This is a genomic window from Bacillus sp. JJ1127 (genome assembly GCF_036965845.1).
Lineage (GTDB): Bacteria > Bacillota > Bacilli > Bacillales > Bacillaceae_G > Bacillus_A.
Genome location: NZ_JBALQK010000226.1, coordinates 12,763 through 30,699 on the forward strand (window position 1 = coordinate 12,763; position 17,937 = coordinate 30,699).

At 36.2% G+C, this 17,937-nt stretch carries 18 protein-coding genes and 1 tRNA gene; 16 read left to right on the plus strand and 3 right to left on the minus strand.

The window, feature by feature from the left end; all coding sequences use genetic code 11:
* A partial coding sequence (locus V7183_RS20215; RefSeq protein ID WP_335360626.1) for a DUF1189 domain-containing protein occupies positions 1-729 on the minus strand: 729 nt, incomplete at its 3' end.
* 326 nt (positions 730-1,055) lie between these two features.
* Between V7183_RS20215 and V7183_RS20220 the strand changes: the two genes are divergently transcribed.
* The 14 genes from V7183_RS20220 (at position 1,056) to glcK (ending at position 15,119) form a co-directional block, all read left to right on the plus strand.
* Positions 1,056-1,129 (plus strand) — tRNA-Ile (locus tag V7183_RS20220).
* 223 nt (positions 1,130-1,352) lie between these two features.
* The gene (sodA, locus tag V7183_RS20225) at positions 1,353-1,964 is read left to right on the plus strand and encodes a superoxide dismutase [Mn] (protein ID WP_097896918.1); all 612 of its coding nucleotides are present in this window, start codon (positions 1,353-1,355) and stop codon (positions 1,962-1,964) included.
* Between the two features lie 135 nt (positions 1,965-2,099).
* Positions 2,100-3,377: an MFS transporter gene (locus V7183_RS20230; protein ID WP_335360627.1), complete on the plus strand. Its 1,278-nt coding sequence runs from the start codon at positions 2,100-2,102 to the stop codon at positions 3,375-3,377.
* Positions 3,378-3,486: 109 nt separating this feature from the next.
* The gene (locus V7183_RS20235) at positions 3,487-5,589 is read left to right on the plus strand and encodes a peptidoglycan D,D-transpeptidase FtsI family protein (RefSeq protein WP_335360628.1); all 2,103 of its coding nucleotides are present in this window, start codon (positions 3,487-3,489) and stop codon (positions 5,587-5,589) included.
* A gap of 306 nt (positions 5,590-5,895) precedes the next feature.
* Positions 5,896-6,813 (plus strand): PstS family phosphate ABC transporter substrate-binding protein, encoded by a 918-nt coding sequence (locus V7183_RS20240; protein ID WP_335360629.1) that lies wholly within the window; start codon positions 5,896-5,898, stop codon positions 6,811-6,813.
* 27 nt (positions 6,814-6,840) lie between these two features.
* Positions 6,841-7,791 carry a phosphate ABC transporter permease subunit PstC gene (pstC, locus tag V7183_RS20245; RefSeq protein ID WP_335360630.1) on the plus strand — a complete coding sequence of 317 codons (951 nt, stop codon included), beginning with the start codon at positions 6,841-6,843 and terminating at the stop codon, positions 7,789-7,791.
* Between the two features lies 1 nt (position 7,792).
* Positions 7,793-8,659, plus strand: a complete 867-nt coding sequence (pstA, locus tag V7183_RS20250) for a phosphate ABC transporter permease PstA (protein WP_335360631.1) — start codon at positions 7,793-7,795, stop codon at positions 8,657-8,659.
* Positions 8,660-8,688: 29 nt separating this feature from the next.
* A complete protein-coding gene (gene pstB, locus V7183_RS20255) occupies positions 8,689-9,504 on the plus strand; it encodes a phosphate ABC transporter ATP-binding protein (RefSeq protein WP_097896912.1) in 816 nt (271 codons plus the stop codon).
* A gap of 73 nt (positions 9,505-9,577) precedes the next feature.
* Positions 9,578-10,234: a phosphate signaling complex protein PhoU gene (phoU, locus tag V7183_RS20260; protein ID WP_335360632.1), complete on the plus strand. Its 657-nt coding sequence runs from the start codon at positions 9,578-9,580 to the stop codon at positions 10,232-10,234.
* Between the two features lie 268 nt (positions 10,235-10,502).
* On the plus strand, positions 10,503-12,857 hold the full coding sequence (locus V7183_RS20265; protein ID WP_335360633.1) for a sugar phosphate nucleotidyltransferase: 2,355 nt from the start codon (positions 10,503-10,505) through the stop codon (positions 12,855-12,857).
* 70 nt (positions 12,858-12,927) lie between these two features.
* Positions 12,928-13,077: a 50S ribosomal protein L33 gene (gene rpmG / locus V7183_RS20270; RefSeq protein WP_001265618.1), complete on the plus strand. Its 150-nt coding sequence runs from the start codon at positions 12,928-12,930 to the stop codon at positions 13,075-13,077.
* A 157-nt stretch (positions 13,078-13,234) separates the two neighbouring features.
* On the plus strand, positions 13,235-13,813 hold the full coding sequence (locus V7183_RS20275; protein ID WP_097896909.1) for a 5-formyltetrahydrofolate cyclo-ligase: 579 nt from the start codon (positions 13,235-13,237) through the stop codon (positions 13,811-13,813).
* A gap of 101 nt (positions 13,814-13,914) precedes the next feature.
* Positions 13,915-14,115, plus strand: coding sequence for a YqgQ family protein (locus tag V7183_RS20280; protein ID WP_335360634.1), 201 nt, complete (start codon positions 13,915-13,917; stop codon positions 14,113-14,115).
* A gap of 20 nt (positions 14,116-14,135) precedes the next feature.
* A complete protein-coding gene (glcK, locus tag V7183_RS20285; protein ID WP_097896907.1) occupies positions 14,136-15,119 on the plus strand; it encodes a glucokinase in 984 nt (327 codons plus the stop codon).
* A gap of 109 nt (positions 15,120-15,228) precedes the next feature.
* Here the strand turns inward: glcK and V7183_RS20290 are convergent, their stop codons facing one another.
* Positions 15,229-15,402 (minus strand): DUF2759 domain-containing protein, encoded by a 174-nt coding sequence (locus V7183_RS20290; protein ID WP_097896906.1) that lies wholly within the window; start codon positions 15,400-15,402, stop codon positions 15,229-15,231.
* A 169-nt stretch (positions 15,403-15,571) separates the two neighbouring features.
* On the opposite strand from V7183_RS20290, the gene V7183_RS20295 reads away from it, so the two are divergent.
* Positions 15,572-16,201 carry an MBL fold metallo-hydrolase gene (locus V7183_RS20295; protein WP_335360635.1) on the plus strand — a complete coding sequence of 210 codons (630 nt, stop codon included), beginning with the start codon at positions 15,572-15,574 and terminating at the stop codon, positions 16,199-16,201.
* Between the two features lie 5 nt (positions 16,202-16,206).
* Positions 16,207-17,319 carry a class I SAM-dependent methyltransferase gene (locus V7183_RS20300; RefSeq protein WP_335360636.1) on the plus strand — a complete coding sequence of 371 codons (1,113 nt, stop codon included), beginning with the start codon at positions 16,207-16,209 and terminating at the stop codon, positions 17,317-17,319.
* Between the two features lie 152 nt (positions 17,320-17,471).
* On the opposite strand, the gene V7183_RS20305 is transcribed toward V7183_RS20300, so the two are convergent.
* Positions 17,472-17,762: an ArsR/SmtB family transcription factor gene (locus V7183_RS20305; protein ID WP_097896903.1), complete on the minus strand. Its 291-nt coding sequence runs from the start codon at positions 17,760-17,762 to the stop codon at positions 17,472-17,474.
* Between the last annotated feature and the right edge of the window lie 175 nt (positions 17,763-17,937).

The following is a 17,937-nucleotide window of genomic DNA, read 5'->3' on the forward strand; positions in this document are numbered from 1 at the left end:
AATTGTTAAGTATAGAACAATTAAAATAACTGCAATGTAGATAAGCGTTGAACTAAGGACGTGTACCTTTAATAAATCCATAATCATAAAGAAGATAGTTGGAATTGTATAACTATAAGCAGTTAACGACCAAACTTGCTTATAAGATAATTTGCGCTTGCCACTCATGGCAGAGCCGATGAAGGCAAGAAGTGTAATACCTAAAAATGTGATAAATAATTGGAACAGATAAACGAAAGCGCCGATAACGAACATTAAAATTGGATAAATGCTATTGAAGAAGGAAATAAAGTCTTGAAGATCCTTTTTCTCAAGAGAAGCACCTAATAGATCATTATAGGAATACGTTTGTGTTTGACCGTTCGCCATAGAGATTACTTTATCTTTGAGGATAAATAAGCCTATTTTATTGTTGTATTTTTGTGTATCTGTTGCGTTTGGATCGAATACAAAGATGGAATTACCATCCTCTTTTTCGATTGGCTTATCAATCTCTGCTTTTAGCTCTCCGTTTTCAATTTTAAATTCCGGAATATCTTGTTCAAGTGCTTTGTTTATGATTCCAACACCGTCTTGAATCGCGCTTCCGTACAATAAAGTTCTCGGGATGGTAGTGATTAAGCAGAGCAACATGATATACAGAATCGTTTTTCCGATTTTTTGAAAACGGAAAAGCGCCATGTCTTTTGGTGAGTATAGGCTTTTGACAAGTTGTGTAAATATGGACATAGATTCACTTCCTTTGTTATGTATGTAGATTTATGTATAAAATCATAAAATCATTGTAACGTACGTATCTAGAGAATCACAAGCTATATCGCGTTTCTGTACCATATTTAGAGGAAGTACTTAATGATTTGAAAAACACGTCTTTTATAAAAAATACAACTTATCAAGGACAAAAATACAATTGACACTTTTCTTTTTCATATGGTAAATTTATCTTACATTTCTTAAATGATATATCTTATAGTAGTTCAGTCATGTAGTATGTAACTGTTAGAAATAATGAATGAGAGTGCGGTGGTTGCGGCCGTCGTCATGTACATAATTCTGGACCCTTAGCTCAGCTGGTTAGAGCAGACGGCTCATAACCGTCCGGTCGTAGGTTCGAGTCCTACAGGGTCCATACCCATTTGGTGGTTTATAATGCAGAAAAGAAGCTTCCTTGTAGAAGGAAGCTTTTTTTACGAAATACGTGAGCATTTTGTTTGAAAAGAAATGGGTATTTTGCTACGTTAATAATAGCAAGACAATGTGATTTAATTTGTTTTCACCCTATGGCAATTAGGGTAAAATGAAGTTGTATGCCAATTTATTTTGGCAATACATAAAATGGGAGGAATATAACAATGGCAAAACATGAATTACCAAATTTACCTTATGCGTATGATGCTTTAGAACCTCACTTTGATAAAGAAACAATGAACATCCATCATACAAAACACCACAACACTTACGTAACAAACTTAAACGCTGCGTTAGAAGGTCATGCAGAATTAGCTGACAAAAGTGTTGAAGAGTTAGTTGCACACTTAAATGAAGTACCAGAAGCAATTCGTACTGCAGTACGAAATAATGGTGGCGGACATGCAAACCACACTTTCTTCTGGACAATCCTATCTCCAAATGGTGGTGGACAACCAGTAGGTGAACTTGCAGCTGCAATTGAAGCGAAATTCGGTAGCTTTGATGCATTCAAAACAGAATTTGCAAAAGCTGGTGCAACTCGCTTTGGCTCTGGTTGGGCTTGGCTAGTAGTAAACAACGGTGAACTAGAAGTAACAAGCACTCCAAACCAAGACTCACCTTTAACAGAAGGTAAAACTCCAGTTATCGGTTTAGACGTTTGGGAACATGCTTACTACTTACATTATCAAAACCGTCGTCCTGACTACATCGGTGCATTCTGGAACGTTGTAGACTGGAACGCAGCTGAAAAACGTTACCAAGAAGCTAAATAATATTGTTTGTTCTGCTTTATGCAATTTGATACTGAAGAAGCTAGGGGATATTCTCCTAGCTTTTTTGTATGCTTTCTTTTACATAATTGTGCTTGTCTTTGGAAGACTAGAACATGAAGTAAAGGAGAGTTATGTATGAAGTGGAAACATGTAATTGGCGATGTTGAGGTGAATCGCGATTTAGTATTACTACTTATTATGGGGGGATTATACACACTTGCTATTTCTTTATCGAATACCTTTGTTAACATTTATTTATGGAAGCAAACCCAAAACTATGTGAACCTTGGATTGTATAATTTAGCAAGTGTTGTATTGCAACTACTCACCTTTCTATTCGCAGGAAAATTGGCAAAGCGAATCGATCGTGCTATTTTACTGCGAATAGGAGTTGGAACATTAGCGACTTTTTTTATCGTTGTTTTACTTACAGGAACACATGCTTCACACTATATTATATTACTTGGTGGACTTCTTGGGATTGGATACGGTTTTTATTGGCTTGCATTTAATTTGCTGACGTTTGAAATTACAGAACCGGAAACACGTGATTTTTTTAACGGTTTTCTCGGTCTTCTAACATCTTTTGCTGGAATGATTGGGCCGATAGCAGCTGGATATACAATTTCACGTATGGAGAAGTGGAGCGGCTATACAGTTATCTTTTTTCTTTCATTAACTTTATTTGCAATTGCTGTGGTCATTAGCTTTTTTTTATCGAAAAGGGAATGTGAAGGACGGTATGAAATTGTTCAAGTTTTGAAAGAACGTAGGATTGATAAAAACTGGGGAAGAATTACTCGTGCACACTTTTTTCAAGGATTAAGGGAAGGAACATTTGTTTTTGTTATCTCGGTATACGTCTATTTAGCATCTGGAAGTGAATTTGCATTAGGGAAGTATAGTTTAGTCAATTCAGCTGTTTCATTTGTATGCTATTACTTGGTTGCACGTATGTTAAAGAAAGAGTGGAGAAAAAAGGCGATTTTACTTGGCGGAATTATTTTATACGCTGTGGTGTTCTTAGTTATTTTCCATGTTACATATGTAAAATTGCTCATTTATGCAGCTTGTATTGCAATTGCCTATCCGATCTTACTCGTTCCGTATGGATCGATGACATATGATGTAATCGGAAGAGCAAAACAGGCAAAAGAATGGCGGGTTGAGTATATTGTTGTTCGAGAACTATGGCTAAATAGCGGAAGAATATGTTCAATTTTAAGTTTTTTATGTGCAGTTTCATTTTTCCTGCCGGAAAAAAGTTTACCTGTTTTATTATGTATTCTCGGAGCTGGACATTTTCTTATTTATTTTGCCGTTAAAAATGTCAAATATGATGAGCGAAGTATAAATAGGACAAGTGTTGTAGCTGGGGAAGCAACACCAAATCGTACTGAACCTGAAGGTTAACTTCTTCTTTGTTTTATGCTAGAATAAAAAGACATGTAAAACAGCTGTGAGGGCACCTGTAACAAGGTGTCCCTTTCACATTACATAGCTGTGGGTAGAGGGGGTTCGTATGAGTAAGAAGAAAAAGAAAAAGACCCACGTTCCGTTTCGGCTAAACGTGTTGTTTTTGTGCGTATTTTTAATGTTCTCCGCGGTTATTGTGAGGCTTGGATATGTACAAATTGTTCATGGTGAGGAGTATAAAAACGAAGTTGAGAAAAAGGAAAACGCAACGATAAGCAATCCAGTTCCGCGTGGGAAAATCTTTGATCGATATGGACGTGCTGTTGTAGATAATGATCCTGTTCGGACGATCACATTTACACGAATGAAAGGATCAACTTCAGAGGACCGCCTAAAAACAGCGAAAAAGCTTGCAGAACTCATTGAAGTATCACCAGATAAATTAACAGATCGTGATAAGAAAGATTACTGGCTTTCAATGCATAAAAAAGAAGCAGAAGCGAAAATCACAAAAAAAGATCGTGAAGAACTTAAAGCGAAAAAAATTGATGATAAAGAAATTGACGATCGTCAGCGAAACCGCGTGACAGAAGAAGAACTAAGTCAATTAACACCAGCAGATTTAGAAGTGCTTGCAATTAAGAGTAAGATGGACGGCGGATATGCAATGACGCCACAAATTATTAAAAAGCAAGTAACACCAGAAGAATATGCGATAGTGAGTGAAAACCTAGCGCTATTACCAGGTGTGGATACGAATGTGGACTGGGATCGTAAATATACGTATGATGATATGTTCCGCAGTGTGCTTGGTGGTGTAACAAGCTCGGATGAAGGATTACCAAAAGAGCGATTAGATTATTACCTTGTTCGCGATTATGATCGTAACGACCGGGTTGGGAAAAGTTATATTGAGCAGCAATATGAAGATGCACTTCACGGTACAAAGACAGAAACAAAAAATATTACAGATAAAGATGGTAATATTATAGAAACAGTAAATGTCTCTCAAGGGCAACGAGGAAACGATTTAAATTTAACGATTGATATGGAACTACAAAAGCGTGTAGAAGACATAATTACGAAGAATTTAATGCAATTTAAAGGTTCGGAACCACTGTTAGATCGCGCATTTGTTGTCATGACGAACCCGAAAAATGGTGAAATTTTATCGATGGCTGGAAAACAGCTTGTCGAGGAAAATGGAAAAACAGAAGTGAAAGATTATGCATTAGGAACGATGACAAGTTCTTATGAAATGGGTTCAACGGTGAAAGGTGCAACGTTATTAACGGGATATCAAACAGGTGCAATTAAACCTGGAGATTATCAGTATGATGAACCGATAAAAATAAAAGGTACACCTTTAAAAAGCTCTTGGAAAAATATGGGTTCGATTGATGACCTTACCGCTTTAAAAATGTCTTCTAACGTATATATGTTTAAAACGGCAATGAAAATTGCTGGTGTGCAATATCAAAAAGGCGGTACGTTAGATATTCCACAAAAAGCATTTGATGATATGCGTTATTATTTTAGTCAATTTGGACTTGGTGTGAAAACAGGGATTGATTTACCAAATGAGTCGGCTGGGCAACGAGGAACAGGTAAGCAACCAGGTTTCTTATTAGACTTAGCAATCGGACAGTATGATACGTATACACCACTCCAACTAGCGCAATATGTTTCGACAATCGCAAATGGTGGTTACCGTATGCAGCCGCAGATTGTAAAAGAAATTCGTCAGCCACCGGCTAAACCAGATGAAGTGGGAAAAGTGGTTGAGTCAATGGAACCGAAAGTATTGAATCGTGTAGACATGCCTGAAAGTCAGATTGAACGGGTTCAACAAGGTTTTAAACAGGTGTTTAATGATGCTGGTGGTACAGGTTTGAAATATTTTCAAACGGCACCATATAAAGCAGCAGGGAAAACAGGAACTGCACAGGTACCGTATGGCGGTGATAAGGCAATTGGAAGAGATGCAAATGGTAATCGTAAAATCATTTATAATCTAACATTAGTAGGTTATGCTCCGCTTGATGATCCAGAGGTAGCATTCTCTGTTGTCGTTCCATGGATATATGATGATCACTGTGGAATTAACGGAAACATCGGCCGTCAAATTATGGATGCTTACTTTGACTTGAAAAAGCAAGAAGTAACAGGTGAAGCACCGAAAGATGAAAAAGGGAAAAAAGCAGAATAAAAACATGCGAATTTGGCACACTATCTTAAAAGATAGTGTGCTTTTTTGTGTTTTTTATGCATATGTTTTAGTAATTGTGGACGAGCATGTAATATGTGCGAAATAGGGTGCTGAAAAATTGCACATTCTTATTTAGGACCGGTCATAGAGTTGATTTAAAGAAAAGGAGGAAAGGATAACGTATTACAATAAAAAAAGTAGAAATTTACAAAACTTTTACAAACAATTAAAACCGAATTAATAGTTTAGCATTATTCTTATACCTGTAATCCTGTTATTTCAGGTTACTTCTAGGAGGAAAAACACGTGAAGTGGATAAGCGCATCAGTTAAGGTTTTGACGGTATCGACATGTTCCATTTTCTTGTACATGTCTACTGCATCTGCTGCAAATGAAATGGGAGAAGTGAGAGTTGATGGATCCTCAACAGTTTTTCCTATTATGGAAGCAGTAGCAGAGGAATATACAAAGAAGGAACCGCGTGTGAAAGTTTCTATTAGTATTTCTGGAACAGGAGGAGGATTTCATCGTTTTGGAACAGGAGAAGTAGATATTAATAATGCTTCACGTTCGATGAAACAAGTAGAAGAGAAATTTATGAAGAAAAATTCCATCCAGTTTACACCATTTGAAATTGCTTATGATGGTCTCACAATTATTGTGAATCGTCAAAATACATGGGCGGATAATATGACAATAGAAGAGTTACGCCTATTGTGGAGCGAAGATGGGAGAACAAAACGATGGTCATATATACATCCAAAGTGGCCGCATGAAAAAGTGCAATTTTATGCGCCAGGTGTCGATTCTGGTACGTATGATTATTTTCAAAGTGTCGTCTTGCAAAACAATCGCCTTGCAAAAACAGTTTCGTTATCAGAAGACGATCAAGTTATTATGCAAGGGGTAATGAATGATACAAACGCAATCGCGTTTGTAGGATATGCCTACTACATGGCCAATCGAGATAAGGTGAAAGCTATAAAAGTAAACGGTGTATTTCCGACAAAGGAAACGATTCAATCTGGTAGGTATAAGCCATTGTCTAGATCGTTGTTTGCGTATGTAAATCATGCTTCGATTCAAAATAAAAGCAGTGTAGCAGATTATGTTGCATTTATGATGAAGCATGTAGGAAAGCTTGCTGAAGAAGTTGGTTATGTGAAGTTACCAGAAGAAAAATACAATGAACAGCTGCGAATGTTAACAGAAATAGAAAGATAATGTCAGGGTGGAAAGGGGTTTTCATCTTTGGCTCGTAATGACAAAAGTCAGATTACATTTTCTGTGCAACATTTGATTGAGAGAAATACAATCAAAAGAAAAAAAACGCGGCGAATCAATCGAATGGTTCCATTATTATTAAAGGCAATTGCTAGTGTATCTATCCTAACAACAATTGGAATTATTATTACATTAGCAAATGAAACGGTGATGTTTTTTCAAAAAGTATCGTTCTATTCTTTTTTCACTGAAAAAGAATGGTTACCTTTTTTTGAAGAGCCTAAGTTTGGGATACTGCCGCTTATATGTGGGACCGTACTAGTAACATCGATCGCCATGGTAGTAGCAATTCCAATTGGCTTAGGGTGTGCCATATTTTTAAATGAGTATGCTTCAAATTTGGCTAGAAAAGTACTAAAACCATTGTTAGAACTACTGGCAGGGATTCCGACAATTGTATATGGCTTTTTTGCCTTAACGATTGTTACGCCGTTCTTGCAGCGAATGATTCCTGATTTACAGTTTTTTAATGCAATTAGTCCAGGGATTGTCGTCGGATTTATGATGATACCAACAATAGCTTCTCTTTCTGAAGACGCGATGGGAGCTGTAGCATCTGGGGTAAAGGAAGCTTCAATGGCACTGGGTGCAACCCGTTTGGAAACAGTGAAGCAAGTGATATTTCCAGCAGCGTTTACTGGTATTATGGCTGCGATTCTATTGGCAGCTTCTCGTGCAATTGGTGAAACGATGATTGTTGTCATTGCTGGTGGTTCAACGCCTAATATATCTTTAGATCCGACGCATTCCATTCAAACGCTAACAGCCTATATTGTACAAGTGAGCCTAGGGGATGCACCTCATGGAACAATTACCTATTACAGCATGTATGCTGTAGGAGCTACACTACTTGTGTTTACATTTATTATGAATATGATTTCGCAGCAAATTATGCGCCGTTTTAGAAAGGTGATATAAGATGCAGATGTTAAATCATAAGAAAATAAAAGAAAATATGGCAGCACGTTTTTGGAAGGACCAAATATATAAGGTGATTTTTTATATAGCAATGCTATTTTCAATAGCTATACTCTTTGTATTGTTATATCAAATTTTTGAAAAAGGTGTAAGTTACCTTTCAATAGATTTTTTTATGAGCTTTGCTTCACGTAATCCAAAACAAGCTGGGATTGCTGCGGCATTATCAGGAACAATATTATTTATGAGCATTGTAATACCGGTGTCTTTTATATTCGGGGTCGGTACAGCGCTATATTTAGAACATTATGCAAAACAATCTATATTTACAAGAATGATAGAAGTAAATATTCAAACGTTAGCGGGTGTGCCATCTGTTGTGTTTGGATTGCTAGGTTTAACGATTTTTGTATATGTTCTTCAGCTAGGTGAGAGTATAGTAGCAGCAGCGCTTACGATGAGTCTTCTTGTGTTACCAACTGTTGTTGTGTCGAGCCAAGAAGCGATACGTATGGTACCAAGCCACCTATTAGAAGCTTCATATGGAGTAGGAGCTACAAAATGGCAAACGATGTACCAAGTTGTATTACCAACTGCTCTGCCGGGGATTTTAACGGGATGTATTTTAGCATTATCGAGAGCAATTGGAGAGGCAGCGCCACTATTAGTCATTGGGGCACTCGCCTTTGCGAATTATATTCCGTTTGGTATGTTTGATAGATTTACAGTGTTACCAATTCAAATTTTTAATTGGATGAGTAGACCACAAGAAGAATTTCAGCATGTAGCAGCAGCAGGCATGATTGTTTTACTAGGATTGTTGCTTATTATGAATGCAGTTGTCTTATGGTTACGAAAGCGTAGATAAGTAGGAAGTGGATGAAAGGGGAATTCAAGATGGTAGCAACAGTAGTAAATGTACAGGTGAAAAAGGAAGAGAAGATTGAGGCAGCACCGAAGAAAATTGTATTCGATACGAAAAATTTGAATTTATGGTATGGAGAAGACCATGCTTTAAAAGACGTGAATTTAAGCATTCATGAGAATGAAGTAACGGCAATCATTGGGCCGAGTGGTTGCGGGAAATCAACGTATTTAAAAACATTGAACCGTATGGTAGAACTAGTACCTATCGTTCGAACAACAGGAGTGATCGAATATCGAGATCGAAATATCTTTGATAAATCATATCCTGTTGAAGAATTACGTACACATGTTGGTATGGTATTCCAAAAACCAAATCCATTTCCAAAATCCATCTATGAAAATGTTGCATATGGTCCGAAAATTCATGGTATTCGTGATAAGAAGACGCTTGATGCAATTGTTGAAAAAAGTTTACGTGGTGCAGCAATTTGGGATGAATTAAAAGATCGATTACATGACAATGCATATGGCCTATCTGGTGGCCAACAGCAGCGCTTATGTATCGCACGTTGTTTAGCAATTGAACCAGATGTTATTTTAATGGATGAACCAACATCAGCTTTAGACCCGATTTCTACATTAAAAGTAGAAGAATTAATTCAAGAATTAAAGAAAGATTTTAGTATCGTAATTGTGACGCACAATATGCAACAAGCGGCACGTATTTCAGATAAAACAGCTTTCTTCTTAAGTGGTGAAGTTGTTGAATATACAGATACAAATAAATTATTTACAATGCCTACAGATAAACGTACAGAAGATTATATTACAGGACGATTTGGCTAATAAGAGTAAATGCTCCTCTTAAGAGGGGCATTTGTCATTTTTTTATGTATGTAATAGATAAGGGGGAAGAAACATGGTACGAGAACAATTTCATTATGATTTACAAGCATTACAGCACAAAGTAATTGAACTTGGGGAACTAGCAAGTGAAGCTCTTTCACTTGCTATGGAAGGCCTTCAAAAGAGAGATGTGGAGAAAGCATTGGAAGTTATTGATGGTGATTATCGCATGGACAACTTGGAAGAGGAAATCAACGATCTTGCGCTTATGTTAATCACGAAACAACAGCCTGTGGCAAGTGATTTACGAAGAATTTTTGTTTCGATTAAAACAGCAACAGATTTAGAACGCATCGCAGACCATGCAGTAAACATTGCGAAATCAACGATCCGACTTGGTGAAAAAGAAGCGTCTGTTGACTTGCATAATATAGAGGAAATGTTTACAATCGCTAATGAAATGTTACATTTATCATTGGAAGCATATCAAAAAGAAAATTTAACATCTGCAAAGCAAATTGCAGAAATGGATGATTCGGTTGATGAAATATATGGAAAAGCAATTCGTGAATTTATATCTTCCGTTCCTGAACATCCTGAGACGATTACACAAATTACACAATTATCTTTTATTGCACGCTATATTGAGCGTGTGGCAGATCATATTACAAATATTGCTGAAAATGTTTTCTATTTGGTGAAAGGAAAACATTATTTATTAAATGAATAAGCGGTAGGTTAAAGCAGATGATGGGAAGTCATCTGCTTTTTTAGTCAAAACATGACAAAAAAAGCTCGTTGTCTCGTTCAATTTATGATGATAAGATGTATCATAATATATGATGGAAAAATAAAACAAATTTGAATTTCATTTTTAAATCAATGAGTAAGCGCTTTCTTTTAGGGAGTTCTAAATTGACAAAGTTAATTCATATAGAAGTGACATACATATGGTATACAAAATCGTTCAACATTATAAAAGTGGAGGATGAATGTATATGAAGGGGGTTATTTTAGCCGGTGGAAAAGGAAGACGCCTTAGACCATTAACATGTAATTTTCCAAAACCGATGCTGCCATTACTAGAAAAGCCAGTCTTGGAATATAACATTGAATTGCTCCGGCAACATGGTATTCATGAAATTGCGATTACGGTTCAATATATGAGTACTGCCATCAAACAATACTTTGGAGATGGTAGTAAATGGGGCGTGAACTTGCATTACTTCGAGGATTCACCGCCACTTGGTACGGCGGGGAGCATTAAGCAGGCAGAAGCATTTTTAGATGAACCGTTTGTAGTAATTAGTGGGGATGCATTAACTGATTTTCAATTATCGAAAGGAATTGAATTTCATCAATGTAAGAAGAGAATGGTAACGGTGTTTGTGAAAGAAGTGGAAAATCCACTATCTTTTGGTTTAGTCGTGATGAACAAAGAGCAAGAAATTGTACGCTACATAGAAAAACCAAGTTGGAATGAAGTAATCTCTAATATTGTGAATACTGGAATTTATATAATGGAACCAGAAATTTTTTCTTATATTCCATCTGAGACATTCGTTGATTTTAGTCATCATGTTTTTCCGTTATTAGAAAATAAAAATGCGCTATTTGGATATGTGGCAGAAGGATACTGGCTAGATATTGGTACATTTGCTCAGTATCGGCAAGCTCAGTTTGATTTACTGACAAAGAAAGTGCAAGTACCGATTTCTTATACAGAAGTGCTCCCGATGGTTTGGATGGGAGAAGACGTCACAATTGAAAAGGGTACGAAGATTCACGGTCCTTCTTTTATTGGGGAAGGGGCGGTCATTGGAACTGGGGCAATAATTGAACCGTATTCAATTATTGGCAAGCACAGCATTATTTCAAGCTACACGCATCTTCAAAAAAGTATTGTTTTTGCACACACATATGTTGGGAAGCATTGTGAATTTCTAGAAACGACTGTTGGAGAAAATACAATGGTTGAAGATGATGTTACATTGTTTCAGGAAAGTGTTATAGCAGATCGATGCCGGATTGGAAAAAATACGATAATTAAACAAAATGGGAAAATATGGCCTTGTAAAGAGATTGATAGCCATTCTGTAATCGCATCCTCAGGAATCACGGAAGGTGAACATACAGCAGGATGGTTACAAAAAAGCCAGATAGTAGGTAGAGGTAATATAGAAATAACGCCTCAAGTTATTGTGAAAATTGCAATGGCGTTTGGTTCACTTTTTTCAAAAGGAGATCGTATATTAATTGGAAGTCATGAGAATGCAGAAGCGACTGCTTTTAAAAAATTATTTCTACATGCAATTCACGGTGTTGGAATCAACACGATAGAGTGTCAGGAGATGGATGAATCGCCTTTTCAGTATGCGATTCATGAGTTAGAATGCACGGGAGGCGTTTTGGTTCGATTAGAAAAAGGAAAAGTGATTGTCATACAATTGTATGGTAAAGAAGGATTACGTTTAACATATAAGCAGCAAAAAGAAATTGAAAGCTTGTATATGTCAGAGGCTTTTCGTTACGCATATGACAAAGAAATAGGGCGGAATAAGCCGGTGCAGGTTAGCTTAGAAAATTATGTTGAATCTGTTTTAGAGCATGTAGATGTTGCGGAAATACAAAAGCAACAGTTTCATCTTCTTATTAATAAAAGAGATGATATGTCGCAACCATTGCTCATTTCCTTTCTCCAAAAACTTGGATGTTCAATTACGTGGGTGTACGCAAGGGAGCAAAAAGAACATGTTAAATCTTTAATGAAATCTAGTAGAGCAAATATAGCTCTTATGTTTTATGAACAAGGAAATAAGTTTGAACTATATGATAACCATGGTGGTATTTACCAAAATACAAATTTTGAAGAAATAGATGTACCAGATTTACTACTTGAAACGGTAGGGAATACGTATCCGATATCATTAAAATTAGGAGATTGTTACCTTCTTTTTTATATGCATGGTGAAAAAGATTCGCTTCAAATAAGGTGGCAAAGGGATATTTTATATCGAATTGGAAAATTATTCGAGTTGATTGCTAAGCAAGGAAAAACACTATCAGTTATGTTAGAGCAATCACCACCTCTTTATTTATTATGTGATGAGGTTGTATGTTCATGGAAAGAGAAAGGGAAAGTAATGGGAATGTTATTGCAAGATATAGAGAAAAAAGAGATAGAAGTATTAGAGGGGATTCAATTTAAATATACGGAAAAAGAGTGGTCTTATATCGTTTCTGATGCAAAACAACCAAAATTTCTTGTATATTCACATGCGAGAAATCCAGTCATAGCAAAGGAAAACATGAAAAATCTTATAGAAAAAATTAGACAATATCAAAAGGTGTAGAATTTTTATTTTAAAAGTGGTATTATAGTATAGTCTGATTTAAGTTATTAGTGACTGGAGGGAAATAAGAATGCGTGTGAATATTACTCTAGCATGTACAGAATGCGGAGATCGTAACTATATCTCAAAGAAAAATAAACGTAACAACACGGAGCGCCTTGAGCTTAAAAAGTATTGCAAGCGTGACAAGAAGTCTACGTTACACCGTGAAACAAAGTAAGCAGTAGGAATATTTCCTACTGTTTCTTTTTATTTTGCACAAATGTTTGACTGTGCAGCCCCTATTTAAAATGATAAACTATCTCATAAGAATTTTATTTATTTTTTAGATAAAGGTGTTCAGTAGAATAGAGTGTTAGTGCAAGGGGGAAAAGCGTGTGAAAGAAGAGAAGGTGCGTTTACGCAAGCGAATATTAGAACACATGAATTCTTTATCGACAGAACAGTATAAAAATTTATCAGAACAGATTGTATTTTCTTTATATGAACAAAGGGAGTGGAAAGAAGCTGAAACAATCGGAATTACTCTCTCGATGGAACATGAAGTTAATACATATATTATTATTGAAAAAGCATGGCAGGAAGGCAAAAAAGTTGTTGTACCAAAGTGTAATCGAAAGACAAGAACAATGACTTTTCGTCAAATCGTTAATTTTGACCAATTAGAAACGGTATATATGAATTTACGTGAGCCCATTCCTGCATTAACAAAAGAAGTAGAGGCAAATGAAATTGATCTTCTTGTTGTACCTGGAGTTGCATATACAAGACGAGGAGAACGTATCGGGTACGGCGGTGGATATTATGATCGCTACCTTGTACGATATGAGGGGAAAACACTATCATTAGCTTTTGATTTTCAAATTGTGAATGATATTCCGACGGAGCCATTTGATCAAAATATACAAAAAATTATTACAGAAAAAGAAACAATTGTTCAAAATGGAATTGTATAGACAAATAAAAATTGACGAGACTTTTTCTTGTTGATTATAATAAAATATGTGAACGTTTTCTTATTATATTTCCATAATAAGTGTACATAGAGGGTGATAAAATGATATCGATTTATGATATTCAGCAATTACTAAAAAAATTTGGAACGATCATTTATACAGGTGATCGAATCGCTGATTTACAATTAATACAAGATGAGCTACGTGAATTAAATCAATCACAACTGATCGACCCAAAAGACTATCAAACAGCTTTATTTTTAATAAAGCAAGAGATTCAAAAAGAGATGAGTAAGGAATAGAAAAAGGTGGGTTAGCAAAAATGGAGGAAAAGTGGTTAGTGGGTGTTGACCTTGGCGGGACAACAATTAAATTAGCATTTATTAATGTATACGGTGAAATTTTACATAAGTGGGAAATCCCAACGAATACAAGTGAGCAAGGAAAACATATTACATTAGATGTAGCAAAAGCAATTGATGAAAAGCTAGAAGAATTAGGAGAATTAAAAAGCAAGTTAATCGGTATTGGTATGGGAGCTCCTGGTCCTGTACATGTTGCTTCTGGAATGATTTATGAAGCAGTTAACTTAGGATGGAAAAACTATCCGTTAAAAGACTTATTAGAAGTAGAAACAGGTTTACCTGTTGTAATTGATAATGATGCAAATTTGGCAGCGCTTGGCGAAATGTGGAAGGGTGCTGGTGAAGGAGCAAAAGATTTAATTTGTATGACACTTGGAACTGGCGTTGGTGGCGGTGTGATTGTAAACGGGGAAATCATACACGGTGCAAGCGGTGCAGCTGGTGAAATTGGACATATTACAGTTGTTACAGAGAATGCATTTCCTTGTAACTGCGGAAAATCTGGATGCCTAGAAACAGTAGCTTCGGCAACAGGTATTGTACGTATTGCAATGCAAAAAATACAAGATACAGATAAAGAAAGTGTACTGCGCTCTATGTTAGAAGAAGAGGGACGTATTACATCAAAAGATGTATTTGAGGCACTTGGACAAGGTGATGCCTTGGCAGGGGAAGTTGTAGAAAAAGTAGCTTCTTATTTAGGACTAGCGGTAGCCAACCTGTCTAGTACGTTAAACCCTGAAAAAATCGTAATTGGCGGCGGCGTATCAAAAGCTGGTGATGCACTATTACAGCCAATTCAGCGCTATTTTGAACAATATGCATTTTCACGTGCTGTTAAGAGCACAAAGCTAGCGATTGCAGTGCTTGGTAATGATGCAGGTGTAATCGGTGGAGCTTGGCTTGTAAAGAAGCATAAATATGAAGCAAAAACGATATAATTATTGAAGATAATGATGCCTAGTAATTAGTAGAATAATGAGAAGAGGAAGGGTGAATCCCTTCCTCTTTTTATGCAATATCTTGATGGAGAATAGAACTGAAAGTGAATTAATGAGTTGGCGGGTACCCGCTATTTAGGACAGTCATGACTGTAAACCATCCGAAAACAAGTACAGTTGCAACAGCAAAGCCGCCTGCAAGTAGATTTTTTTCACGTAACGTTCTAAGGGTTGCGAATACAGCTAACAGAGTGACTAACCCAAAAATGATAACAAGCCCCATATATGATCCCCCTCTGCTCTCTTATTCTTTTGTTTGAGTTTTTGAAATATTCCTTCTTTTTTATTGTACATGTTTTAGAAATGGTTGTCGAGATAGCAACATTTCTTTTCTTAAGGGAAAGAAATGTTGTATCATAAAAGTAAGTTCAACAACTGGAGGAGATTTGAAAATGAAGTGGATACAAATGCCGCTAGGACCATTACAAACAAATGCATATATTTTAAGCAATGATCAAAAAGAATGTATTATTTTTGATCCAGGTAGTGAAGGTGAGAAACTTGTAACGTATTTACAAGAAGAACAATTAAAACCATTAGCAGTTTTATTAACACATGCTCATTTCGATCATATTGGTGCAGTCGATGCAGTGAAGGATGCGTTTTGTATCCCGGTATATGTACATAAAGAAGAAGCGGATTGGCTAGGTGATGCGACTGTAAATGGTTCACAAATTTTTATGATGAATCGAAGTATTACAGCAAAGCCGGCAGATCATATCATTGATGGAGAAGGAACGTTAACGATTGGATCTTTTACATTTGAAATGTTTGAGACACCGGGACATTCTCCAGGTAGTATTTCATATTATTGCAAAGAGGCAAATGCTGTATTTTCAGGAGATGTATTATTCCAAATGAGCATTGGCCGCACGGATTTACCAGGCGGAAGCTTTGCAGAATTAATCGGAAGTATTGAAGAGAAATTATTTGTACTACCAGATGACACGGCTGTGTTATGCGGACATGGTCCGGAAACAAATATTGGCTTTGAAAAAGAAAATAATCCGTTTTTACAATAAGGTGCATGGGGATGGAGCTCGTTTTAAGAGAATGGATGGAAAGGGAGAAGGATTATTCAATTTCATATGGTACATATATGAACCTTGCATTGTATGATGAGAAGTACGGATACTATATGAAAAATCGTGAGAAAATTGGAAGGAAAGGTGATTTTTTCACGAGTAGTAACGTCTCTTCTGTGTTTGCAAGGACATTTGCTCACTTTTTTATTCATCTTGTCCAAAATGGAGAGGTCGCGCCAAACATTTGCGAAATTGGAGGAGGAACTGGGAGATTTGCCTACGATGTTTTGCAGGAATGGAAACAGTTATCTCCAGAAACCTTCACAGATTTACGCTATTCTATTATTGAGTTGAGCCCTTTTCATAGGAAATTACAAAACAATCAACTTGGCTCATTTCTAAATATTTCTCAGCATGAGTCCTATAAAGAGTTAGGAGATTCTTTTACAGGAATTGTTTTTTCGAATGAATTGTTTGATGCTTTTCCTGTTGAGGTAATTGAGAAGCGGAATGGTATTTTGTATGAAGTAAGGGTTACATATACAGAAGAAGGAAAACTTACAGAAGTATTAAGACCGATAGAAGAAAGACTACGGAGTTATTTACGAAGACATCATATTCAGCTTTTTGAAGGACAGCGTTTTGAAGTCCCAATAGCAATGGAAAACTATGTACAAGAAGTTGCAAGATGGCTCAAGAAAGGTTTATTTATCACGGCTGATTATGGGTATACAAAGGCGGAATGGATGCATCCAGCGCACCGTGAAGGAAGTCTAAGGGGATATTATAACCATAGGCTCATTCGAAATCCTCTTGAGTATTCAGGAGAGATGGATATTACAGCGCATATCCATTGGGATGAGCTGAAGGAAACAGGGGCAATGCAAGGCCTTGATACAGTATGGCACACAAAGCAAAATGAGTTTTTACTAGCGGCGGGGATACTAGAACAGCTTGCTAGTCATCAAGATCCGGATCCTTTTTCTGAGAAACAGAAAACAAATCGTGCGATTCGCTCTATGATTTTGAATGGAGGAATGGGTGATGTCTTTGATGTTGTTATTCAAAAAAAGGGGATGCAATTTTTTAATTTGAAGCGTTATTTGTCTATATAGAAAAAACAAGACACAGAAAGTTTCTGCGTCTTGTTTTTTAATACGACTTTTAGTATGTAGTATTGTATATTTCCTCTCATGATATATATTTATATTAAAGATATGAGATGAAAAATATAGAATACGCCCTTTTTTTCTCTGTTTAATAATCCCTAACCTAGTAATACGTGAACAAGTTGAATAATTGTTTCATTTTCTACTTTGTAGTAAATTTCTAATCCTTTTCTTTCACTAGAAACGATTTTAGCACTTTTTAATTTTGCTAAATGTTGTGAAATTGTGGATTGTGGCATGTTTAAGCCTGTGTACATTGTAGAAACGTTACTTGGACCTCGTTCAATTAATCCCTTTACAATACATAAGCGAACAGGATGAGCAAGCACTTTTAGTAACTCTGCATTACTCTCATATAGTTCTAATTCTTTTTGAAAGGTTTCTAACATGTTTTTTTCCACCTCCGTGTAAGCTGTTATACCATACTATTCATACCAAAAAATTAAAGAAAAGAAAATAGTTGTTGCAGAAAAAACGTTCTAAAGTAAAGAAAATGTAAGAAAAGAGACTCTAGTGTAAATAAAAAAGATAAATTTGTACATTTTGTAAAAAAGATGTTTTTGA

What these genes read in the sequence shown, in the direction of transcription:
- V7183_RS20290 (WP_097896906.1), bottom strand. Translation starts at nt 15,402, where the DNA reads ATGGGGCTTGTTATCATTTTTGGGTTAGTCACTCTGTTAGCTGTATTC.
- V7183_RS20230 (WP_335360627.1), top strand. Translation starts at nt 2,100, where the DNA reads ATGAAGTGGAAACATGTAATTGGCGATGTTGAGGTGAATCGCGATTTA.
- phoU (WP_335360632.1), top strand. Translation starts at nt 9,578, where the DNA reads ATGGTACGAGAACAATTTCATTATGATTTACAAGCATTACAGCACAAA.
- V7183_RS20300 (WP_335360636.1), top strand. Translation starts at nt 16,207, where the DNA reads ATGGGGATGGAGCTCGTTTTAAGAGAATGGATGGAAAGGGAGAAGGAT.
- V7183_RS20280 (WP_335360634.1), top strand. Translation starts at nt 13,915, where the DNA reads ATGATATCGATTTATGATATTCAGCAATTACTAAAAAAATTTGGAACG.
- V7183_RS20305 (WP_097896903.1), bottom strand. Translation starts at nt 17,762, where the DNA reads ATGTTAGAAACCTTTCAAAAAGAATTAGAACTATATGAGAGTAATGCA.
- sodA (WP_097896918.1), top strand. Translation starts at nt 1,353, where the DNA reads ATGGCAAAACATGAATTACCAAATTTACCTTATGCGTATGATGCTTTA.
- rpmG (WP_001265618.1), top strand. Translation starts at nt 12,928, where the DNA reads ATGCGTGTGAATATTACTCTAGCATGTACAGAATGCGGAGATCGTAAC.
- pstA (WP_335360631.1), top strand. Translation starts at nt 7,793, where the DNA reads ATGCAGATGTTAAATCATAAGAAAATAAAAGAAAATATGGCAGCACGT.
- glcK (WP_097896907.1), top strand. Translation starts at nt 14,136, where the DNA reads ATGGAGGAAAAGTGGTTAGTGGGTGTTGACCTTGGCGGGACAACAATT.
- V7183_RS20235 (WP_335360628.1), top strand. Translation starts at nt 3,487, where the DNA reads ATGAGTAAGAAGAAAAAGAAAAAGACCCACGTTCCGTTTCGGCTAAAC.
- pstB (WP_097896912.1), top strand. Translation starts at nt 8,689, where the DNA reads ATGGTAGCAACAGTAGTAAATGTACAGGTGAAAAAGGAAGAGAAGATT.
- V7183_RS20295 (WP_335360635.1), top strand. Translation starts at nt 15,572, where the DNA reads ATGAAGTGGATACAAATGCCGCTAGGACCATTACAAACAAATGCATAT.
- V7183_RS20265 (WP_335360633.1), top strand. Translation starts at nt 10,503, where the DNA reads ATGAAGGGGGTTATTTTAGCCGGTGGAAAAGGAAGACGCCTTAGACCA.